Origin of the sequence: Nonomuraea sp. NPDC049269, from assembly GCF_043197155.1 — a bacterium.
Taxonomy (GTDB): domain Bacteria; phylum Actinomycetota; class Actinomycetes; order Streptosporangiales; family Streptosporangiaceae; genus Nonomuraea.
The window spans coordinates 41,784-58,121 of the sequence record NZ_JBICSO010000010.1 but is presented as its reverse complement, the minus strand read 5'-3'; the positions used below and the strand labels follow the sequence as shown (position 1 = coordinate 58,121).

Annotated in this window: 15 protein-coding genes and 2 pseudogenes; 14 read left to right on the top strand and 3 right to left on the bottom strand. The window is 68.1% G+C overall.

The window, feature by feature from the left end; all coding sequences use genetic code 11:
* The first annotated feature begins 89 nt into the window (after positions 1-89).
* Positions 90-500 carry a RidA family protein gene (locus ACGFNP_RS46535; protein ID WP_393329425.1) on the top strand — a complete coding sequence of 137 codons (411 nt, stop codon included), beginning with the start codon at positions 90-92 and terminating at the stop codon, positions 498-500.
* Positions 501-534: 34 nt separating this feature from the next.
* Positions 535-972, top strand: a pseudogene (locus ACGFNP_RS46530) (aminotransferase class V-fold PLP-dependent enzyme); the annotation flags it as partial.
* A 426-nt stretch (positions 973-1,398) separates the two neighbouring features.
* Here ACGFNP_RS46530 and ACGFNP_RS46525 read toward each other — a convergent pair.
* Positions 1,399-1,587, bottom strand: a pseudogene (locus tag ACGFNP_RS46525) (DUF4158 domain-containing protein); the annotation flags it as partial.
* A gap of 654 nt (positions 1,588-2,241) precedes the next feature.
* Here ACGFNP_RS46525 and ACGFNP_RS46520 point away from each other — a divergent pair.
* The 7 genes from ACGFNP_RS46520 (at position 2,242) to ACGFNP_RS46490 (ending at position 9,033) form a co-directional block, all read left to right on the top strand.
* Entirely contained in the window at positions 2,242-3,282 is a 1,041-nt protein-coding gene (locus ACGFNP_RS46520) for an ABC transporter substrate-binding protein (protein WP_358341670.1), read from the top strand.
* A gap of 118 nt (positions 3,283-3,400) precedes the next feature.
* Positions 3,401-4,288, top strand: a complete 888-nt coding sequence (locus ACGFNP_RS46515; RefSeq protein ID WP_393329423.1) for an ABC transporter permease — start codon at positions 3,401-3,403, stop codon at positions 4,286-4,288.
* On the top strand, positions 4,288-5,076 hold the full coding sequence (locus tag ACGFNP_RS46510; RefSeq protein ID WP_393329421.1) for an ABC transporter permease: 789 nt from the start codon (positions 4,288-4,290) through the stop codon (positions 5,074-5,076). The genes ACGFNP_RS46515 and ACGFNP_RS46510 overlap by 1 nt, the downstream gene beginning before the upstream one ends.
* Before the next feature lie 86 nt (positions 5,077-5,162).
* Entirely contained in the window at positions 5,163-6,221 is a 1,059-nt protein-coding gene (locus tag ACGFNP_RS46505) for an ABC transporter ATP-binding protein (RefSeq protein WP_393329419.1), read from the top strand.
* 148 nt (positions 6,222-6,369) lie between these two features.
* Positions 6,370-7,287 (top strand): thiamine pyrophosphate-dependent dehydrogenase E1 component subunit alpha, encoded by a 918-nt coding sequence (locus ACGFNP_RS46500; protein WP_358341712.1) that lies wholly within the window; start codon positions 6,370-6,372, stop codon positions 7,285-7,287.
* On the top strand, positions 7,280-8,263 hold the full coding sequence (locus ACGFNP_RS46495; RefSeq protein ID WP_358341681.1) for a transketolase C-terminal domain-containing protein: 984 nt from the start codon (positions 7,280-7,282) through the stop codon (positions 8,261-8,263). The genes ACGFNP_RS46500 and ACGFNP_RS46495 overlap by 8 nt, the downstream gene beginning before the upstream one ends.
* The gene (locus ACGFNP_RS46490; RefSeq protein WP_358341684.1) at positions 8,263-9,033 is read left to right on the top strand and encodes an SDR family NAD(P)-dependent oxidoreductase; all 771 of its coding nucleotides are present in this window, start codon (positions 8,263-8,265) and stop codon (positions 9,031-9,033) included. Before ACGFNP_RS46495 ends, ACGFNP_RS46490 begins: the two co-directional genes overlap by 1 nt.
* Position 9,034: 1 nt before the next feature.
* Here the strand turns inward: ACGFNP_RS46490 and ACGFNP_RS46485 are convergent, their stop codons facing one another.
* On the bottom strand, positions 9,035-9,856 hold the full coding sequence (locus ACGFNP_RS46485; RefSeq protein WP_358341687.1) for an IclR family transcriptional regulator C-terminal domain-containing protein: 822 nt from the start codon (positions 9,854-9,856) through the stop codon (positions 9,035-9,037).
* 251 nt (positions 9,857-10,107) lie between these two features.
* On the opposite strand from ACGFNP_RS46485, the gene ACGFNP_RS46480 reads away from it, so the two are divergent.
* The 3 genes from ACGFNP_RS46480 (at position 10,108) to ACGFNP_RS46470 (ending at position 14,249) form a co-directional block, all read left to right on the top strand.
* Positions 10,108-11,211, top strand: a complete 1,104-nt coding sequence (locus tag ACGFNP_RS46480; RefSeq protein ID WP_358341690.1) for an aminotransferase class V-fold PLP-dependent enzyme — start codon at positions 10,108-10,110, stop codon at positions 11,209-11,211.
* A complete protein-coding gene (locus ACGFNP_RS46475) occupies positions 11,211-12,317 on the top strand; it encodes a M24 family metallopeptidase (RefSeq protein WP_393329416.1) in 1,107 nt (368 codons plus the stop codon). Before ACGFNP_RS46480 ends, ACGFNP_RS46475 begins: the two co-directional genes overlap by 1 nt.
* A 387-nt stretch (positions 12,318-12,704) precedes the next feature.
* Positions 12,705-14,249 (top strand): amino acid permease, encoded by a 1,545-nt coding sequence (locus ACGFNP_RS46470; RefSeq protein ID WP_393329414.1) that lies wholly within the window; start codon positions 12,705-12,707, stop codon positions 14,247-14,249.
* On the opposite strand, the gene ACGFNP_RS46465 is transcribed toward ACGFNP_RS46470, so the two are convergent.
* Complete coding sequence (locus tag ACGFNP_RS46465) at positions 14,172-14,831, bottom strand: helix-turn-helix domain-containing protein (RefSeq protein WP_358038932.1); 660 nt, start codon at positions 14,829-14,831, stop codon at positions 14,172-14,174. The genes ACGFNP_RS46470 and ACGFNP_RS46465 overlap by 78 nt on opposite strands.
* Positions 14,832-14,953: 122 nt before the next feature.
* Here ACGFNP_RS46465 and ACGFNP_RS46460 point away from each other — a divergent pair, with 122 nt between their 5' ends.
* Positions 14,954-15,748: an urea amidolyase associated protein UAAP1 gene (locus ACGFNP_RS46460; RefSeq protein WP_358341699.1), complete on the top strand. Its 795-nt coding sequence runs from the start codon at positions 14,954-14,956 to the stop codon at positions 15,746-15,748.
* Positions 15,748-16,338 carry an urea amidolyase associated protein UAAP2 gene (locus ACGFNP_RS46455; protein ID WP_358038926.1) on the top strand — a complete coding sequence of 197 codons (591 nt, stop codon included), beginning with the start codon at positions 15,748-15,750 and terminating at the stop codon, positions 16,336-16,338. The genes ACGFNP_RS46460 and ACGFNP_RS46455 overlap by 1 nt, the downstream gene beginning before the upstream one ends.

Genomic DNA, 16,338 nt, shown 5'->3' with positions numbered 1-16,338 from the left:
AAATTCAGTATGCGGACACGTGAAATGGCAGGTCACACTTGCCTAGCGTGCTCATGTCTCAAACCCGGTCTCCGAGGAGGAGCTCACCGATGATCCGCCGCTGGAACCCCGACACGCTGGCCCCTCCGATCGGCCAGTACAGCCACCTCGCCTCCGTACCGGCCGGCCACGAGCTGGTGATGATCTCCGGCCAGGTGGGCGCGCTGCCGGACGGCACGCTCGCGGGCCCGGACGCCGAGACGCAGACGCGGCAGATCTTCGCCAACATCGAGCGGCTGCTCGACTCGCTCGGCGCGGGGCCACACCATGTGGTGAAGCTGTTCACCCTGGTCGCGGGCGCCGAACACGTCGAAGGCTGCCGCGCGGCGCGGGCGGAGACGTTCGCGAAGTGGTACCCCGGCGGCGACTGGCCCGCCCATTCGCTCGCCGTGGTCACGGCCCTGGCCGCCCCGGAGCTGACCGTCGAGATCGAGGGCGTGGCCGCCCTGCCGCGTCGATGAGCCCGGAGGACTTCCGCGGACTCTTCCCCGCACCCTGTTCGCCCCGCTGGTCGGGGCCGACCCCGCCACGATCTCGACGCTCGGCTCACTCGCCGAGGCCGCCGCCACGGTCGCCGGATCCCTGCCGCGCGGCCGAGTCGTAGTGGCGGCCGAGGAGTTCCGCAGCAACCTGTTCCCGTGGCTGGCACAGCACGACGTGGTTGCCGTCCCGGCCCGCGACGGCGCGACCCGGGTGGAGGACCTGATCGCCGCGCTGGACCACGGCACCGTGCTCCTCGCCGTCAGCGAGGTGACCAGCAGGGAAGGGCAGCGGCTCGACCTGGCCAGCCTGCGGGAGGCGACCGATCGGGTGGGCGCGCGACTGTTCGTCAACCTGACGCAGTCGCTGGGCGCGCTGCGCTTCGACCCGGCGACCGTGCGTCCCGATTACCTGGCCGTGCACGGCTACAAGTGGATGCTGTGCCCGCGTGGCGCGGCCTGGCTCGTCACCAGGCCGGACCGGCTCGGCGACCTGATGCCGCTCGCGCCGAGCTGGAAGTCCACCAGCCCGCCGCACGGCTACTTCGGCGGCCCCATGCGGCTGGCCGACGACGCCGGCCGGTGCAACACGTCCCCCGCCTGGTTCTCCTGGCTCGGCGCCTGCGCTGCGCTGCGCCCGTTTGACGTGGGAGGCCATCCGCTTGCACAGCATCTCGGCCAGGTCGTCGCGCGCCCGCATCCGGGCGGTGTGCGTCAGGCACGCCAGCAACGCCACCTGCTTGACCGCCTCGTAGCGCGACAAGTAGTCGGTGTTCTGGGCGTCGGCCTCCCCAGCGAAGTCGGCGATCTTCGGCGGTGCGATGCCGTCCAGCCACGCGTCGGTGTAGCCGAGCGCGTCCACGCGGATGCTGGTGGCCAGGTTCTCCAGCGTCGTGTACCCGAGCAGTTCCAGCCGGAGCCGGAGCAACTCCTCGATCGCCACGTTGATCAGGTCCGCCGGGTTGTTCTTGGCCTGGGCCGCCTTCCGGATCGCCACCGCGGCGATCGCCCGGGCCCGGCCCGCGTCGTACTTCACGCCTTGACGCTGGCGCACCAGCTTGCGATGCACCTTCGCGCTGCCGGAGGAGCCATGGTCCGGCCCGACGTCCTCGGGCAGGTCCAGGCCCGAACGTGGTCGATCACCACCTCGGGAATCTCGTCCGGGGACGGAAACCGCGCCATCTTCTGGAAGCACTTCAACGCCAGCACCAGCGCGAAGCACGATTCGGGCTGCCGGTGCGTTTTCGGCCCAGTCCACCTCTTCCGGCGAGGGCGTGAAGAACACGTGCAGCACCCGCGCCGACGTCAGCCGCTTGAACTACGGATAAGCGGTCCGCTCGATCCACGTCATCTCAGGCCGTCCCTCGCCTCGATCCCGGCGTTCAGACGCCGAAACCGTAGCGACGGAACACCCCCCCGACAAGCAGTTCAGCAGCCCACTGTCCCTTTCTCCCGTACTTGGTCTGCCTCCTACCGTCGATGTGGGCGGGCTGAAAGCTGAAGGCGGCCGTGCGAGGCAAGATCGCGGAGCCGGGGCGATGGTGGGATAGATGATTCATTTTGAGATAGTCGAAATTCGGCTGACGCTTTCTGGTGAAAAGAGTCCGCCGGATCCACGGTGAATCCATCTGATGTTCACCTCGTCAGCCTGCCTGTTCACATGAAACGGCAGGTTTAGGCGGACCGGCCGCCTCCCATGCACATGCACCGACGGAGTACAGTCATGATCAAAATCATTCCACGCGCCACTGCGTTCTTGGCGGCCGTCGTGCTGCTCGCCGGGTGCGGCGGCGGAACCGGCCCGGCGGCCACCGACCGATCGGTTGTCTTCGTCGGGACCGGCGGCGCGTATCAGGCCGCCCAGCGGGAGGCGTTCGTCAAGCCGTTCGCCGCGTCCTCCGGCATCAAGGTCGTCGAGGATCAGCCGGTGACCTACGCCAAGCTCAAGGCCATGGTCGACAGCGGCCGCGTCACCTGGGACGTGGCCGAGGCCGATCCGTTCTACGCGATCGCCAACTGCGGGCGGTACGTCGAGAAGATCGACCTGACCGTCGTCGACGTCTCGAGGATCGACAAGAAGCTTGTGTCGGACTGCGGGATCCCCGACATGAAGTCGGCCTTTCTTTTGGTCTACAACACCGAGAAGTTCGGCCAGAACCCACCCGCGTCCTGGCGAGACTTCTTCGATACCAAGAAGTTTCCCGGTAAGCGCGGGATGATGAACGACGCCAAGGAGGGCGGTCTGGAGATCGCGCTCGTCGCCGACGGCGTGCCGACGGACAAGCTCTATCCGATCGACTACACGCGGGCCCTCCGCAAGCTCGACACCATCAGAAACGATCTGAAGTTCTTCACCACCGGTGCGGAGCAACAGCAGGCGATGGAGACCGCGCAGGTCGACATGGTGCTCGCATGGCCGGGCAGAGCGAGTCAGGCTGCGCACAACGGCGCGAAGATCGCGCCGGTGTGGAACCAGCCGATGTTCTACTGGGACGTGCTCGTGGTACCGAAGGGAACGGCGCACAAGGCCGAGGCGATGAAGTTCATCGCGCACGCGATCACTCCCGCGGCTCAGGCCACGCTGACCGAGCACATCGCCTACGCGCCGATTCACCCCGACGCGAAGCTGCCGTCGGACGAGGTGACACGGCAATACCTGCCACTCGGTCAGGACAAGGGAACCGGTTTCCTGCGGGACATGTCGTGGTGGGCGCAGAACCTGGACACCGCCACGCAGAAGTGGACGGCCTGGATCTCCCGCTGAGTCGCCCGTCGGGTCCGCCCGCTCAGGAGGTCGGACCCGGCGGTGCCTGTGAAGCCAAAACGCGAAGAAGTCACGTTTCGGAGGTAGGGGCGTCATGCCCATTTCGTCCACTCCCATCATGTCCGCTTCAGCACCTGAACGGCCTGTACGCCGTCTGCTGTGGCTGAGCGCCAGGCCCTGGTACGGCGTTCTTCTCGTCGTGCCCGCGGTTTGTCTTCTTGCCACTGTCTTCGCCTATCCGGTGGCGGCCCTCATTTGGCTGAGCTTCGCTGATCCGTCTCTCGGGCTCGAGAACTATCATCGGCTGCTCACCGACGGGGTCAGCCTGCTGGTCTTGCTGCGGACCCTGCGCATGGCCACCATCGTCACGCTGGTCACGCTGCTGTTGGCATATCCGTACGCCTACCTCATGACATTGGTCGGTCGACGTGCCCGTTCGGTGATGGTCGCCCTGGTGCTGCTGCCGTTCTGGACGAGTCTCATGGCACGGACGTTCGCCTGGATCGTCCTGCTTCAGGACAACGGACCCATCAACGACCTGCTTGCGATGGTCGGGCTCGGGCCGCTGGAACTCGCCGGGACAGAGGCCGGCGTGACGATCGGGATGACGCAAGTGCTGCTGCCCTTCATGACCCTGCCCTTGTACGGCACGCTGCGAACCATCGATCGACGCCTCCTCGACGCGGCTATCGGCTTGGGCGCGCGGCCGCTTACCGCATTCCGCCGCGTTTACCTGCCGCTTTCCATGCCGGGGGTCGTGGCGGGCGCGATGATGGTGTACATCCTCGCGCTGGGCTTCTACGTCACGCCGGCGATGCTCGGCTCGCCAAGCGAGTCGATGGTCTCCCAGTTGATGACGGTGCGGATCACCCAACTGCTGGACTTCGGCGCGGGCGGAGCCCTCGCCACGGTGCTGTTCCTGCTCACGCTCCTGCTGTTGGCCCTGGTCTCGCGCTTCCTCCCACCGAGTGCCGCCCTCGGCATGTCGACGAGGGGGGAGCGTTGATGGGCGTCAATCGGCACGTGAATCCGGCGCTGCGGCTGTTCAGCGTCCTGGTCGGATCGTTCCTCATCGCGCCGGTCCTCGTCGTGGTGCCTCTGAGCTTCACCGACAAGGACAGTTTCGAGTTTCCGCCGCGCGGCTGGTCGCTGCACTACTACGAGCGGTTCTTCACCGACCCGGCGTGGAGGGAACCACTGCTGGCCTCGCTGAGAGTCGCCGTCATGGTCACGCTGATGGCAACGATCATCGGAACACTGGCGTCATTCGCGATCACGCGAAGCCGCCGTCGTGGAGTAGCCGTCCTTCAGGGGTTCCTTCTGGCGCCCATGATCGTGCCGAACGTCATCGTCGCTCTGGCGATCTATACGGCGTTCCTTCGATGGGGCCTCGTGGGCACGGTGGAAGGCCTCGTACTCGCCCATGTCGTGCTGGCCCTGCCGTTCGTCGTGATCACCGTGAGCGCTGGTCTGCGTACCCTCGATCCTCGGCTGGAGCGTGCGGCGGCGAGCCTTGGAGCTTCGCCGCTGGCCACCTTCCGGCTCGTCACGTTGCCGTTGATCGCGCCGGGCGTGATGTCCGGAGCGGTGTTCGCGTTCGTCACCTCCTTCGACGAAGCGGTCATCTCGCTGTACCTGCAGTCCCCGCACCTGCGCACGCTGCCGGTTCAGATGTTCACCAGCGTTACCTCTGACGTCGACCCCACCATCGCCGCGGGATCGACGGTGATCCTCGTCGTTACCACCGCGCTCATCCTCCTTCCTGACTTCCTGAAACGGAGGGCTCCCCAATGACCGACATGCGAGGGGCCGCTATTCGGCTCTCCAGCGTTACCAAACGGTATACGGAGCACCAGCCACCAGTAGTGAACGATGTCTGCTTGGAGATCGCCGCCGGCGAGTTCATCACGCTGCTTGGCCCCAGTGGTTCGGGCAAGTCGACCACGCTCAACATGATCGCCGGGTTCGAACAGCTCACCGCCGGGGACATCCTCATCGACGGCGTGAGCGTGGCGTCTCTGCCGCCGTACAAGCGCGGTCTCGGCATGGTCTTTCAGCACTATGCGCTGTTCCCGCACATGACGATCGCACAGAACGTCGCTTTCCCCCTCCAGCAGCGCAAGATGCGCAAGCGTGACATCCAGCGGCGCGTGGACGACGTGCTCGATCTTGTCGGTTTGGCGCACCTGCGCGACAGGTTGCCCGGTCAGATCTCGGGTGGCCAGGCACAGCGGGTGGCCCTGGCCCGCGCCGTCGTCTTCGAACCCCACGTGCTGCTCATGGATGAGCCGCTTGGCGCGCTGGACAAGAAGCTGCGGGAGCAACTCCAGGGCGAGATCGCCCGTATGCACCGCGAGCTGGGGATCACTTTCGTTTTCGTCACCCATGACCAGGAGGAGGCGCTTGCCCTGTCCGACCGCATCGCGGTCTTCGAGGGCGGCCGGATCGAGCAGGTCGGCACTGCGCAGGAACTGTACGCACACCCTGCTTCTCTGTTCGCCGCGGAGTTCCTGGGAGAGTCCAACGTGTTCCACGGGATGATCACCGAACGGCGCGGACGCGTGTCCCTCGTCGGTGAAGGATTCGAGGTGCTGACGGATGACGGCAGCGCGGGGCTCGTAGGCACGGCCGGCGTCGTCGTGGTGCGCCCCGAACGGATCCGTCTGACAGTCGGGGACGTCGCCGTCGAGCACGACGTCAACGCGATGACCGCCACCGTCACCCACATCGTTTACCAGGGTTCGTATCGCAAAGTGGCATTCCGGACCGACGCCGGTACGACGGGAAGCGCGCGCGAACCAGCCGGAGCGGAGTCCTCCGCCATGCCTGGTGACCGGGTGACGCTGTGCTGGAGAGTCGGCGACGGGGTGATCGTACCCGCGCAGAGCGTGCCGGTGGCCGGCCTGCCTGGCGATGCGCTCGTCGAGTCCACGTCATGAGCGACGACGGCTCGCTCCTAGGCATCGCCACACGGCATCCCGTTTCGGCGGCCTGGTGTGGCTGCGACCGCACTGTAGGACCAACCCATGAAAGGTGGACGACTTGTCCTCTCTCCCTACCGAAGCAGCACTAGCCGATCTGACGAACATGTGGCGGATCCGATGCTTCGAAGAAGAAGTCACCCGGATGCGGATCGAGGAGAAGATCGTCGGTTCCGTCCATCTGTGCATCGGCCAGGAAGCCATACCGGTCGGCGCCTGTGCGGCGCTCGACCTGACCCGCGACGCCGTGTTCGCCACCTACCGCGGCCACGGCTGGGCGCTGGCCTGCGGTACCGATCCGGTAGCGCTGTTCGCCGAACTCCTGGGCTGCGAGACCGGCACCAACGGCGGCCGGGCCGGCTCAGCGTACCTGTCGGATCCGGATCACGGGTTCTACGGCGAGAACTCGATCGTGGGAGCTGGAGCCCCCATCGCGATGGGCGCCGCGCTGGCTGCCAGATACGACGACTCCGGACGCGTCGCACTCACCGTGTTCGGTGATGGAGCGATGAACCAGGGCGCGGTTCACGAGGCCATGAACATGGCCAGCGCCTTCGACCTGCCCGTCGTCTTCCTGGTCGAGAACAACCGCTATTCCGAGCTCACGCCGATCGCCGCGATGGTGCGCCGCGACGACCTCGTCTCGCGGGCCGCCGCATACGGCATGCGGGCATCGCGAATCGACGGAAACGACGTCAACGCCGTCCGAGAGACCATCTCCGAGGCGGTCGCCACCTGCAGGGCCGGCCAAGGGCCGGTACTCATCGAGGCTCTCACTCAGCGCCTGGTCGGCCACTACATCGGAGACGCGCAGGTGTACCGGCCACACGATGAGGTGGAGCAAGCCCGGGCCAAGGAGCCGATCATCGTCCTGTCCGCGACCCTGCGCGCCGACGGCGTCTCTGAACACGAACTCGCCGGAATCGAGACCCGAGTCCGCGCCGAAGTCGCCGCGGCCGCGACCGCGGCCCTGGCGGCGCCGCCGGCCGACCCCACTGCTGTGAAGGAGCACCTCTATGGGTGAGATCACCTATGCCCAGGCCATCAACGCCGCGCTGCGTCGCGCTCTGGCCGAAGACCCCAAGACCCTGCTGTTCGGCGAGGACGTCGCCCTGCCGGGAGGCGTTCACGGAGTGACCCGTCGCCTGCGCCGGGAGTTCGGCGACCGGGTTTTCGACACACCGATTTCCGAGTCCGCCATCCTTGGCGGAGCCGTGGGCGCCGCCATGATGGGGCTGCGTCCCATCGTCGAGATCATGTGGGCGGACTTCGCCTTCGTCGCGTTCGACCAGTTGATCAACCAGGCGGCCAATGTCCGGTACGTTTCCCGCGGCCGCCTGAAGGCGCCGATGACCATCCGCACCCAACAAGGCGCGACCCCCGGCTCCTGCGCCCAGCACTCCCAGTGCGTGGAGGCGTTGTTCGCGCACATCCCGGGCCTGCGGGTATGCCTGCCCGCCACCCCGCAGGACGCCCACGACCTGCTGCTGGCCGCGATCGAGTGCGACGATCCCGTCGTCGTCATCGAGAGCCGGGCGCTCTATCACTCGCTGAAGGACACGGTGGACCTCGACGCACCCCGGTCGCCGATCGGCGGCGCGCGCATCGTCCGGCCGGGCTCCGACATCTCCGTGGTGACCTGGGGGCCTATGCTGCACACCGTTCTGGAGGCCGCCCATGCCCTGGAGGGCGACGGCATCGACATCGAGGTGATCGACGCCCGCTGGCTCAATCCCTTCGACACCGACACCGTCACGGAGAGCGTCTCCCGTACCGGCCGGCTGGCCGTGATCCACGAGGCGAATCTCACCGGCGGGTTCGGCGCGGAGATCGTCGCCCGCGTCGTCGAGCGTGGCGTCCCGCTGTCGGCGCCGCCGCTGCGTGTCGCGACCGATGACCTGCGGATCCCCGCCGCGCCGGGGCTGCAGAGGGCCGCGATCCCCGGCTCTGACCTGGTGGCCGGCCGGCTGTTGTCGCTGTTGAAGCCCGGGAACGACTGATGGACGGCCGTGCACGGGTGGCCGTCGTCACTGGCGGCGCCAACGGCATCGGTCTGGCCTGCGCACAACGGCTCTCCGGCGACGGCTTCCGCGTCGTCGTGGCCGACGTTGATGCCGATGCCGGGCCCCAGGTGACCGCGAAAGTGCCGGGCGCCGAGTTCGTGCCCTGCGACGTGCGCTCGCCCACGGATGTCCAGCGGGTCGTCGACAGAGCCCTGGAGATCGGCCAGGGGCGGCTCCATGCTCTGGTGAACAACGCGGGTCAGACCGCCCGCGTCCGCTTCGCCGACTGCGACAAGGCGACGTGGCAGCGACTCCACGATGTCAATCTCCGCAGCGTCTTCTCCTTCACCCAGGCCTGTTTGGAGGGGCTGAGCGCCGGACACGGTGCTGTGGTGAGCGTGGCCTCCGTGGCCGGCCTCGTCGGCGCGGAGGATCTGTCCGTCTACAGCGCCACCAAGGCCGCGATCATCGCTCTGACCAGGTCGCTCGCCCTGGAACTCGGCCACGTCATCCGCTTCAACGCCGTCTGCCCGGGGCAGATCGCCACGAGGATGATGGCGAGAGTGCAGGCCGACGACGGCTTGCGCGCAGCCGTGACAGCGCAGATCCCCGCAGCCCGGCTCGGCCGGCCCGAAGAGGTCGCCAACGTGATCGCCTGGCTGCTCGGCGACGAGGCGAGTTACGTGAACGGCGTGGCGATCCCGGTAGACGGCGGGGAGAGCGCCGGTTTCCTCCAGCCGAAGCCGTCCGGCACAACCGGTGATTGAGTCAGTCCCGGCACGGCACCGTGAGGCGATGAGTGCGCAGGAGGTTCGTCGCGATCGCGGCGGCCTCCTGCACCGCAGCGACCAGCTCACGCTGAGAGGTCCTGAACCTCGTCACGGGCACCGAGACCGTGTACGAGCCGGCGGGAGCGCCGTCATGATCGAAGTAAGCGGCCGACGCGCAGCAGATGCCGTCGCTGAACTCCTCCAAGTCGAGGGCGTAGCCCTGTCTGCGGACATTGCCCAGCTCCACCGTCAAGCTGTCGGCGTCGCAGTGGGTGTGGGCAGTCAGCCGTCGGAGGTCGACCCCGCGGAACATGATGTCGATCTGCTCATGCGGCAGATGGGCGAGCACCGCTTTGCAGGAGGCCCGAGCGTGCATGTTGCCGGTGTAGCCCACGTCGAGCCCGCGCACACTGAGCGCCTGCTCGCCGGCGATGAACTGCAAGAGCGTGATGACGCCATGGTGCCACCCACTGACATAGGAGGTTTCCCGCGTCCGGCTGTGCAGCCGGGACAGGACCGCGAACAGCTCGGGCAGCGGCTCGAACCGCGCACGCAACTGCCGTCCCAGCGAGGCGCCCTGCGCGCCGATGTCAACTCTTCCACCAGGCAGCCGCACGATGTAACCCGCCGTCTTAAGCGTCCTCAAGATGTGGTAGCAGCGGCCCAGACTGAGGTCGAGGTGCCGGCTGAGGCTCTTGGCCGTGGCCCCGCCGCCCATGTCCGCGACGGCATACAACACATCGAGCCCACGTACCAAGGTCTGCAGGACGCCATCCTCGTCGTCCTCGGTGGCCGTACTCGATACGACTGGGTCGGTCATGATGCGCTCCCAGAGAAGGCTGGCCCATAGAAGGGGCACCGGCGGGTGCCCTCTTCGCGAAAGGCCGCCACCATGGTCGGCCCCTATGGTCACACGCTAAGCCGCAGGCCAGGCACACCTTAGGACTGTCGATTCGATTTTTCGACTATAGCGAAAAGACTCGCCGCCAACTGGGGCTGGTGCCCACGAAAGGGTCATGCTGCGAAGCACCGAACAGGTGTCGCAGCCATCATCCGGACAGAAAGGATCACATGCTCAGCTCGGAGCAGTTTCGCGCACACTTTCCCGCGTTGCAGCGCCACGTCTGGCTGGACACACCAGCCAGCCCGCCGGCAGCGCTCGGTGTCGTGCGAGCGCTGCAGTCCGCCATGGACGCGTGGCTGTACGGGGAGTTCGACTGGGCGGAGTGGGACCGCGCACCCGCCGCGAGCAAGGGTTCCATCGCCCGGCTGCTGGGCATCGCCGAGGAGCAGATCGCCCTCATGGGCTCAGTCGCCGAAGCAGCCGCGACCGTCGCCAAGTCACTGCCGCCCGGCCGGATCATCGTGCCCGCCCAAGAGTTCCGCAGCAACCTGTTTCCCTGGCAGCAACTGGAGCGGACCGGCCACGAGATAGTCCTGATACCGGCCCGGGATGGCCGCACCCGCACCGAGGACATCGTGGCCGCTCTCGACACGCGCACCGTCCTGCTCGCCATCAGCGATGTGCTGTCGGTCGACGGCCACCGAGCCGACCTCATGGCGCTGCGCCAGGCCACGAACGATGTGGGTGCCCGTCTGTTCGTCGATGCGACCCAGTCACTTGGTGCCCTCCGCCTCGACATGGGCAAGGTAGGCCCCGACTACCTCGCAGTGCACGGCTACAAATGGATGCTGTGCCCCCGCGGCACCGCCTGGCTGGCGACCACGCCGGAGCTGACCGAGGAACTCATCCCCCTGCTGCCGAGCTGGAAGTCGACCGACCCGCCGCATCGATACTTCGGCGGACCGTTCGTCCCCGCCCGCGGCGCCGCCCGCTGTGACACCTCGCCGGCCTGGCTGTCCTGGATCGGCGCCCTGCCCGCGCTCGACCTCCTGCTCGACCTCGACGCCGAGCAGGTCGAACGGCACTGTGTACAGCTCGCCGCCGACTTTCGCGCCCGCGCGATCGACGCCGGCGCCGCCGTCGGCAGCGGCCAGAGCCACATCGCCGTGGTGCGCGTGACCGATCCAGCCGCGGTCAGCGCCCAACTGGCACGAGACGGTGTACGGGCGACCTTGCTCGGCGACCGACTCCGAGTCGGCTTCCACTACTTCAACAACAACTCCGATGTCGAGAGGGCCGCGAGCGCCCTGCGAGGTGAATCCACGCTGTGATGAGGTTCCCTGCTCCCACCGAATCCCTCAAGGACATCATCGCCATGGCGGCCGCCACCCGGCGCGCCCACCTGCGCGACCACCTCGCCCGACTGGGCTTGCGCGGAGCCCTGGTGTACTCCCGCCGACGGTCGGCCGTCACGTGGCTGACCGGATACGCGCCAGGATTCATCTCCAACAGCGCGGCACTGTGGATGCCCACCACAGGTGAGCCCGTGCTGGGCGTGGAATTCCCCTTCGAGGTGGAGCGCGCCCAACACAGCGGGCTGCACACGGTCCCCATGTCCTCACCGCTCGACCTGATCCCGGCCGACGTCGAAAGGATCGGCCTCCTGGCCGGCGACCTCGTCATCGACGAGAGAACCCCCGCCCTGCTAGAGGGGCTGAGGAGCCGGAACCTCGACCCTGTCGATCTGGTCGCGTGGGCCGCAGAAGCACGCCAGCACAAGACCGACCCCGAACGACAGCTCCTCACACACGCCGCACACATCGGCGACCTGGCGCTACGCGCCGCGGGAGACGTGGCGGTTCCCGGCATGAGCGACTACGAGATCGCCGCACGGGTCGAGGCAGCGGCCCGCGCCGCAGGGGCGCTGCGCTGCCTGTGCCTGGTCGGCATCGGAGACGGCGCGGTGATCACCGAGGCGACCGGCGCCGTGGTCGCTCCAGGCCAGCCAGTCGGCCTGGAGGTCAGCCTGTACGCCGCGGGCGCGTTCATGCACGTCAACACCACCCTTCCCCCGATCCCGTCACGCCCTGTGGATCACCGGGCAATCGCCGCGTGCCGGGCGGCACGGACGGCGCTGATCGACGCGCTGCGCCCCGGCAACCCCGTGGACGCGGTCGTCACGGCCGGCGACACCATGTTGGCCGAACATGCGCTACTCGCCTTCAAGGAGTACGACTTCGGCCACGGCCTGGGCTGCGACACCCCCGAGCACCCACGCCTGCTCCACGGCACAGGTCGGACCGTCACCGCAGGTGCCGTCGTCGCCGTCCACGTAGCAGTGCGTCGTCCTGGCGGGGAGACCGCGATGATCGGCGGCCCCGTCTTCATCACCGAGGACGGAGCACGCGAACTCTGTCCGGACGCGGTCTGGACATGAAGCGTTACCCCTGAGCGCAAGTACCGTACGTATCAGATGAGGTGATCATGTTGTCAAATCAGCCACTCCACGAGTCACAGATCATCCAGTTCGTGGCGAACCGTAGCGGAGATGATCAACAAGAACCGTGGAACGCGAGAACCCCCAGGTCAGGCCTCGATACGTTGGATTTTCGCCGTTTGCTACGGGGACTCCTCGAGGCGTCGCGGTCACGCCTGACGAGCGCCTACAAAGCTTGACCCCGCGTGCGACACGCGCCGCTGACCAGCCGCGCACCTGCTGATGTGAGCGCAGCGTTACCGCTGGGGAACTGCAGGGACATGTGGAGGCAACAGACCGAGACTAATTATCTGTCAATCGACAGAAATTGCCCCCTCGGGAGTGCCCATGGCGTCTTCACCTTCCGCCGACGAGAGCGTCCTCGAAAAGTTCGGCTACCGGCAGGAACTGCACCGCAGCATGGGCCGCTACGCCTCGTTCGCGGCCGGTTTCTCCTTCATCTCGGTCCTCACCACGGTCTTCCAGTTCTTCGGCCTCGGCTTCTCCTTCGGCGGCCCGGCGTTCTTCTGGACCTGGCCGCTGGTGCTGGCCGGCCAGTTCATGGTCGCGCTCTGCTTCGCGGAACTGGCCGCGCGCTACCCGATCTCGGGGGCCATCTACCAGTGGTCCAGCCGCATGGGTAGTCCCACGTTCGGCTGGTTCGCCGGCTGGATCATGGTGCTCGGCCAGGTCGTGGTGATCGCCGCCGCGGCGCTGGCCCTGCAGGTCGTGCTCCCGGCCATCTGGCCGGGCTTCCAGCTGATCGGCACCGACCCCTCGCCGGTGTCGGCGGACGGCGCGGCCAACGCCGCGCTGTTCGGCCTGCTCCTGCTCGCCGTCACCACCGCGGTCAACCTGCTCGACAACAAGATCATGGCCCGGGTCAACGTCGTCGGGGTCACCGCCGAGATCATCGGCGCCGTCCTCATCGTCGTCCTGCTGCTCACCCACGCCGACCGCTCGCCCACCATCACCTTCGAGACGGGCCTGCCCGGCGGCGCCTTCGCCGCGCTGCTGGTGGCCGCCTTCGCCGCGTCCTATGTGTTCATCGGCTTCGACAGCGCGGGCGAGCTGAGCGAGGAGACCCGCAAGGCGTCCACCGTCGCGCCGCGCACGATCATCACCGCGCTCGGCGCGGCCGGGCTACTCGCCTGCCTGATCGTCTTCGCCGCGCTGCTGGCCGCGCCGAGCCTCACCGACGGCCACCTGGCCACCGAGGGCCTGTCCTACGTGCTGACCAGCACCCTCGGCGACGGCGTGGGCAAACTGCTGCTGGCCGACGTCGTCGTGGCGATCTGCGTGGCGACGCTGGCGATCCAGACCTCCGCGACCCGCATGCTCTTCTCTATGGCCCGCGACGGCGTGGTGCCCTTCGCCGCGCGGCTGGGGCGGGTCTCGCCCCGCAGCGGCATGCCGACCGGCCCCGCCCTGGTCACCGGCGTCCTGGCGGCCCTCGTCACGGCGATCAACTTCGTCTCGCCCGACGCCTTCGTCGCGATCGGCACCACCTGCATCGTGGCCCTGTACATCGCCTACGCGATGGTGACCGGGCCACTGCTGTGGCAGCGGCTGCGCGGGTCGTGGCGGGGCGGCGCCCCGGAGGGGGTGGACGAGAACGGCAAGCCGCTGTTCTCCCTGGGCCGCTGGGGCCTGCCGGTCAACGTGCTGGCCGTGGTCTACGGCGTCGGCATGGCGGTCAACCTGGCCTGGCCGCGGGCCGAGGTGTATGCCCCTGCCAGCGGTGAGTGGTATTTCCAGTGGTTCACGACGCTGTTCCTGGTCGTGGCGGTAGGGGCGGGCCTGCTGTATCGGCGCTCAGCCACCGCCAAGCAGCGCGCGGCCCAGCTCCCGCAGGTGGGCGAGGTCGCCCTCACCGACGCCGCCAACACGTAACGCGGCGTCGGCCACCGCCTCCGCCATCGCCTCGACCGCGAGGGCGGAGGCGTTCCTGCGGATCAGGATGACGCTCTCCACCACGGAGTAGACCAGGTCCGCGCGCATGTCACGCTCGTTCTGCGGCAGCTCGGCGGTGATCGGTGCGAGCAGTCCGGCGTAGGCCTGCTTGAGCGCGGTCCGCAACTCCTGGAAGTCGAGGAACCGGTCGGCTTCGGGCAGCAGGTAGAGGGCGCCCAGATTGTGCTCGCCGGAGCAGAGCAGCGCCGCGTCGCGGTGCGCCAGCGCCCACAGCCGCGCCCCCGCGGGCGCGTCGGAGGCGGCAAGCAGGCGCGCGGCCTCCAGCGACGGCCGCACCGTGCTCTCCAGCAACTCGGCGAGCAGCTCTTCCTTGCCCTTGAAGTAGTGGTAGAGAGTCGCCTGCCGGACCCCGGCGCGCTCGGCCACCTCCCGGGTGGTGGTGGCGCTGTAGCCGTTGGACGTGAACAGCTCCGCCGCCGCCGCCAGGAGCTCCTCGCGCGAGGACAGGCCGGTCTCGGGCCGCGCGACGGCCCGTGGACGTCCTACCCCTCGTCTGGTCACGTACCGATCCTTCCACAGGCCGCGGACCCCTCCGTTTCACAGAAATGAAACAGCCGCGATTCGCGGGCGAAACGTCACGATCTTAATTTCTGTCAAGCGACAGAAAATAAAGGAGGAGCCCGATGGCGACAGCCACCACGTACGGCGCGCGTGAGCACGCCCGTGCCCAGGAGGGCACGGTGGTCCCGGCCATGCCACGCGTACCGGCCCCAGCAGGCCTGACCTGGTCGGAGACGGTCGCGGGCGGCAACTACACGCACCGCGCCCTGGCCCGTGGCACGGAGCTGACGCTGACCGACGCGACCGGCGACGCATGCGCCCACCTGCTGCTCTACGTGACCGACCGGCCCTGGGAACGGCTCAACATCGCCGACACCATCAAGGTCCTGTGGAACGCCTACCCCGGCGCGGGGCACCTGCTGCTGTCCGACCAGGGCCGGGTGCTGGCCTCGGTGCTGGAGTCGACCGCGCCCGCCGACACCCTGTGCGGCGTCTCCACGCTGCGTCGCAACACCGAACGCTACGGCGACGGCGCCCCGCAGAGCAGCTCGCCCGCCGGGCGGGAGCTGTTCACGCTGGCCGCGGCCAAGCACGGGCTGAGCCCGCGCGACCTGCCGCCCTCCATCTCCTTCTTCCAGGGCGTCCGCGTCGATCCCGAGTCGGGACGCCTGGAGTTCACCGGCTCGGCGGGCCCCGGCGCGAGCATCACGCTCCGCCTGGAGATGCCGGTAACCGTCCTCATCGCCAACGCCGCCCACCCGATCGACCCTCGTCCCGGCTACCACTGTGGCCCGCTGGAGGTCGCCGCTTCGCCCGGCAGGCCGACCGCGCCCGGTGACCCGCTCTGGGCAGCCACTCCTGAAGGCCGCCGCGCTTTCGAGAACACCGCCGACCACCTCACCGCCAGGGGCATGTGATGACCGACGTGACCGTTCCCGCCCGGGCTCCCTGGTCCTCGGTGGTCCGGGCCGGCCGGCACCTGACCATCACCGACCTCGGCGGCAACCAGGCCGTCGACTGCCTGATCTACGACGCCCACGACACCGCCGTGCGCTACAGCGCCCAGGACACCGTCCACGCCCAGGGCGGCGTCTTCCTGACCACCGGCACCGTGCTGCTGTCCAACGAGCACACACCGTTGCTGACCGTCGTCGAGGACACCTGCGGCCGGCACGACACGCTCGGCGGCGCCTGCTCCAAGGAGTCCAACACCCTGCGCTACGGCCAGCACACCTGGTCCCAGCACGCCTGTGTGGAGAACTTCCTGGCCGAGGGCCTGCGGCACGGCCTGGGCAAACGCGACCTGGTCAGCAACATCAACTGGTTCATGAACGTCCCGGTGGAGGCCGACGGCGTCCTCGGCATCGTGGACGGCATCTCCGCCCCCGGCCTGCGGGTGACGCTGCGCGCCGAGACCGACGTCCTGGTGCTCATCTCCAACTGCCCGCAGGTCAACAACCCGTGCAACGGCTTCGACCCGACCCCGGTGAGGATCACGATCCAGTGA

Bases quoted from the DNA above. Each gene is read 5' to 3' on its own strand.
- ACGFNP_RS46520 (WP_358341670.1), top strand. From the start codon at position 2,242: ATGATCAAAATCATTCCACGCGCCACTGCGTTCTTGGCGGCCGTCGTG.
- ACGFNP_RS46515 (WP_393329423.1), top strand. From the start codon at position 3,401: ATGTCCGCTTCAGCACCTGAACGGCCTGTACGCCGTCTGCTGTGGCTG.
- ACGFNP_RS46470 (WP_393329414.1), top strand. From the start codon at position 12,705: ATGGCGTCTTCACCTTCCGCCGACGAGAGCGTCCTCGAAAAGTTCGGC.
- ACGFNP_RS46475 (WP_393329416.1), top strand. From the start codon at position 11,211: ATGAGGTTCCCTGCTCCCACCGAATCCCTCAAGGACATCATCGCCATG.
- ACGFNP_RS46510 (WP_393329421.1), top strand. From the start codon at position 4,288: ATGGGCGTCAATCGGCACGTGAATCCGGCGCTGCGGCTGTTCAGCGTC.
- ACGFNP_RS46495 (WP_358341681.1), top strand. From the start codon at position 7,280: ATGGGTGAGATCACCTATGCCCAGGCCATCAACGCCGCGCTGCGTCGC.
- ACGFNP_RS46500 (WP_358341712.1), top strand. From the start codon at position 6,370: ATGTGGCGGATCCGATGCTTCGAAGAAGAAGTCACCCGGATGCGGATC.
- ACGFNP_RS46455 (WP_358038926.1), top strand. From the start codon at position 15,748: ATGACCGACGTGACCGTTCCCGCCCGGGCTCCCTGGTCCTCGGTGGTC.
- ACGFNP_RS46460 (WP_358341699.1), top strand. From the start codon at position 14,954: ATGGCGACAGCCACCACGTACGGCGCGCGTGAGCACGCCCGTGCCCAG.
- ACGFNP_RS46535 (WP_393329425.1), top strand. From the start codon at position 90: ATGATCCGCCGCTGGAACCCCGACACGCTGGCCCCTCCGATCGGCCAG.
- ACGFNP_RS46490 (WP_358341684.1), top strand. From the start codon at position 8,263: ATGGACGGCCGTGCACGGGTGGCCGTCGTCACTGGCGGCGCCAACGGC.
- ACGFNP_RS46485 (WP_358341687.1), bottom strand. From the start codon at position 9,856: ATGACCGACCCAGTCGTATCGAGTACGGCCACCGAGGACGACGAGGAT.
- ACGFNP_RS46480 (WP_358341690.1), top strand. From the start codon at position 10,108: ATGCTCAGCTCGGAGCAGTTTCGCGCACACTTTCCCGCGTTGCAGCGC.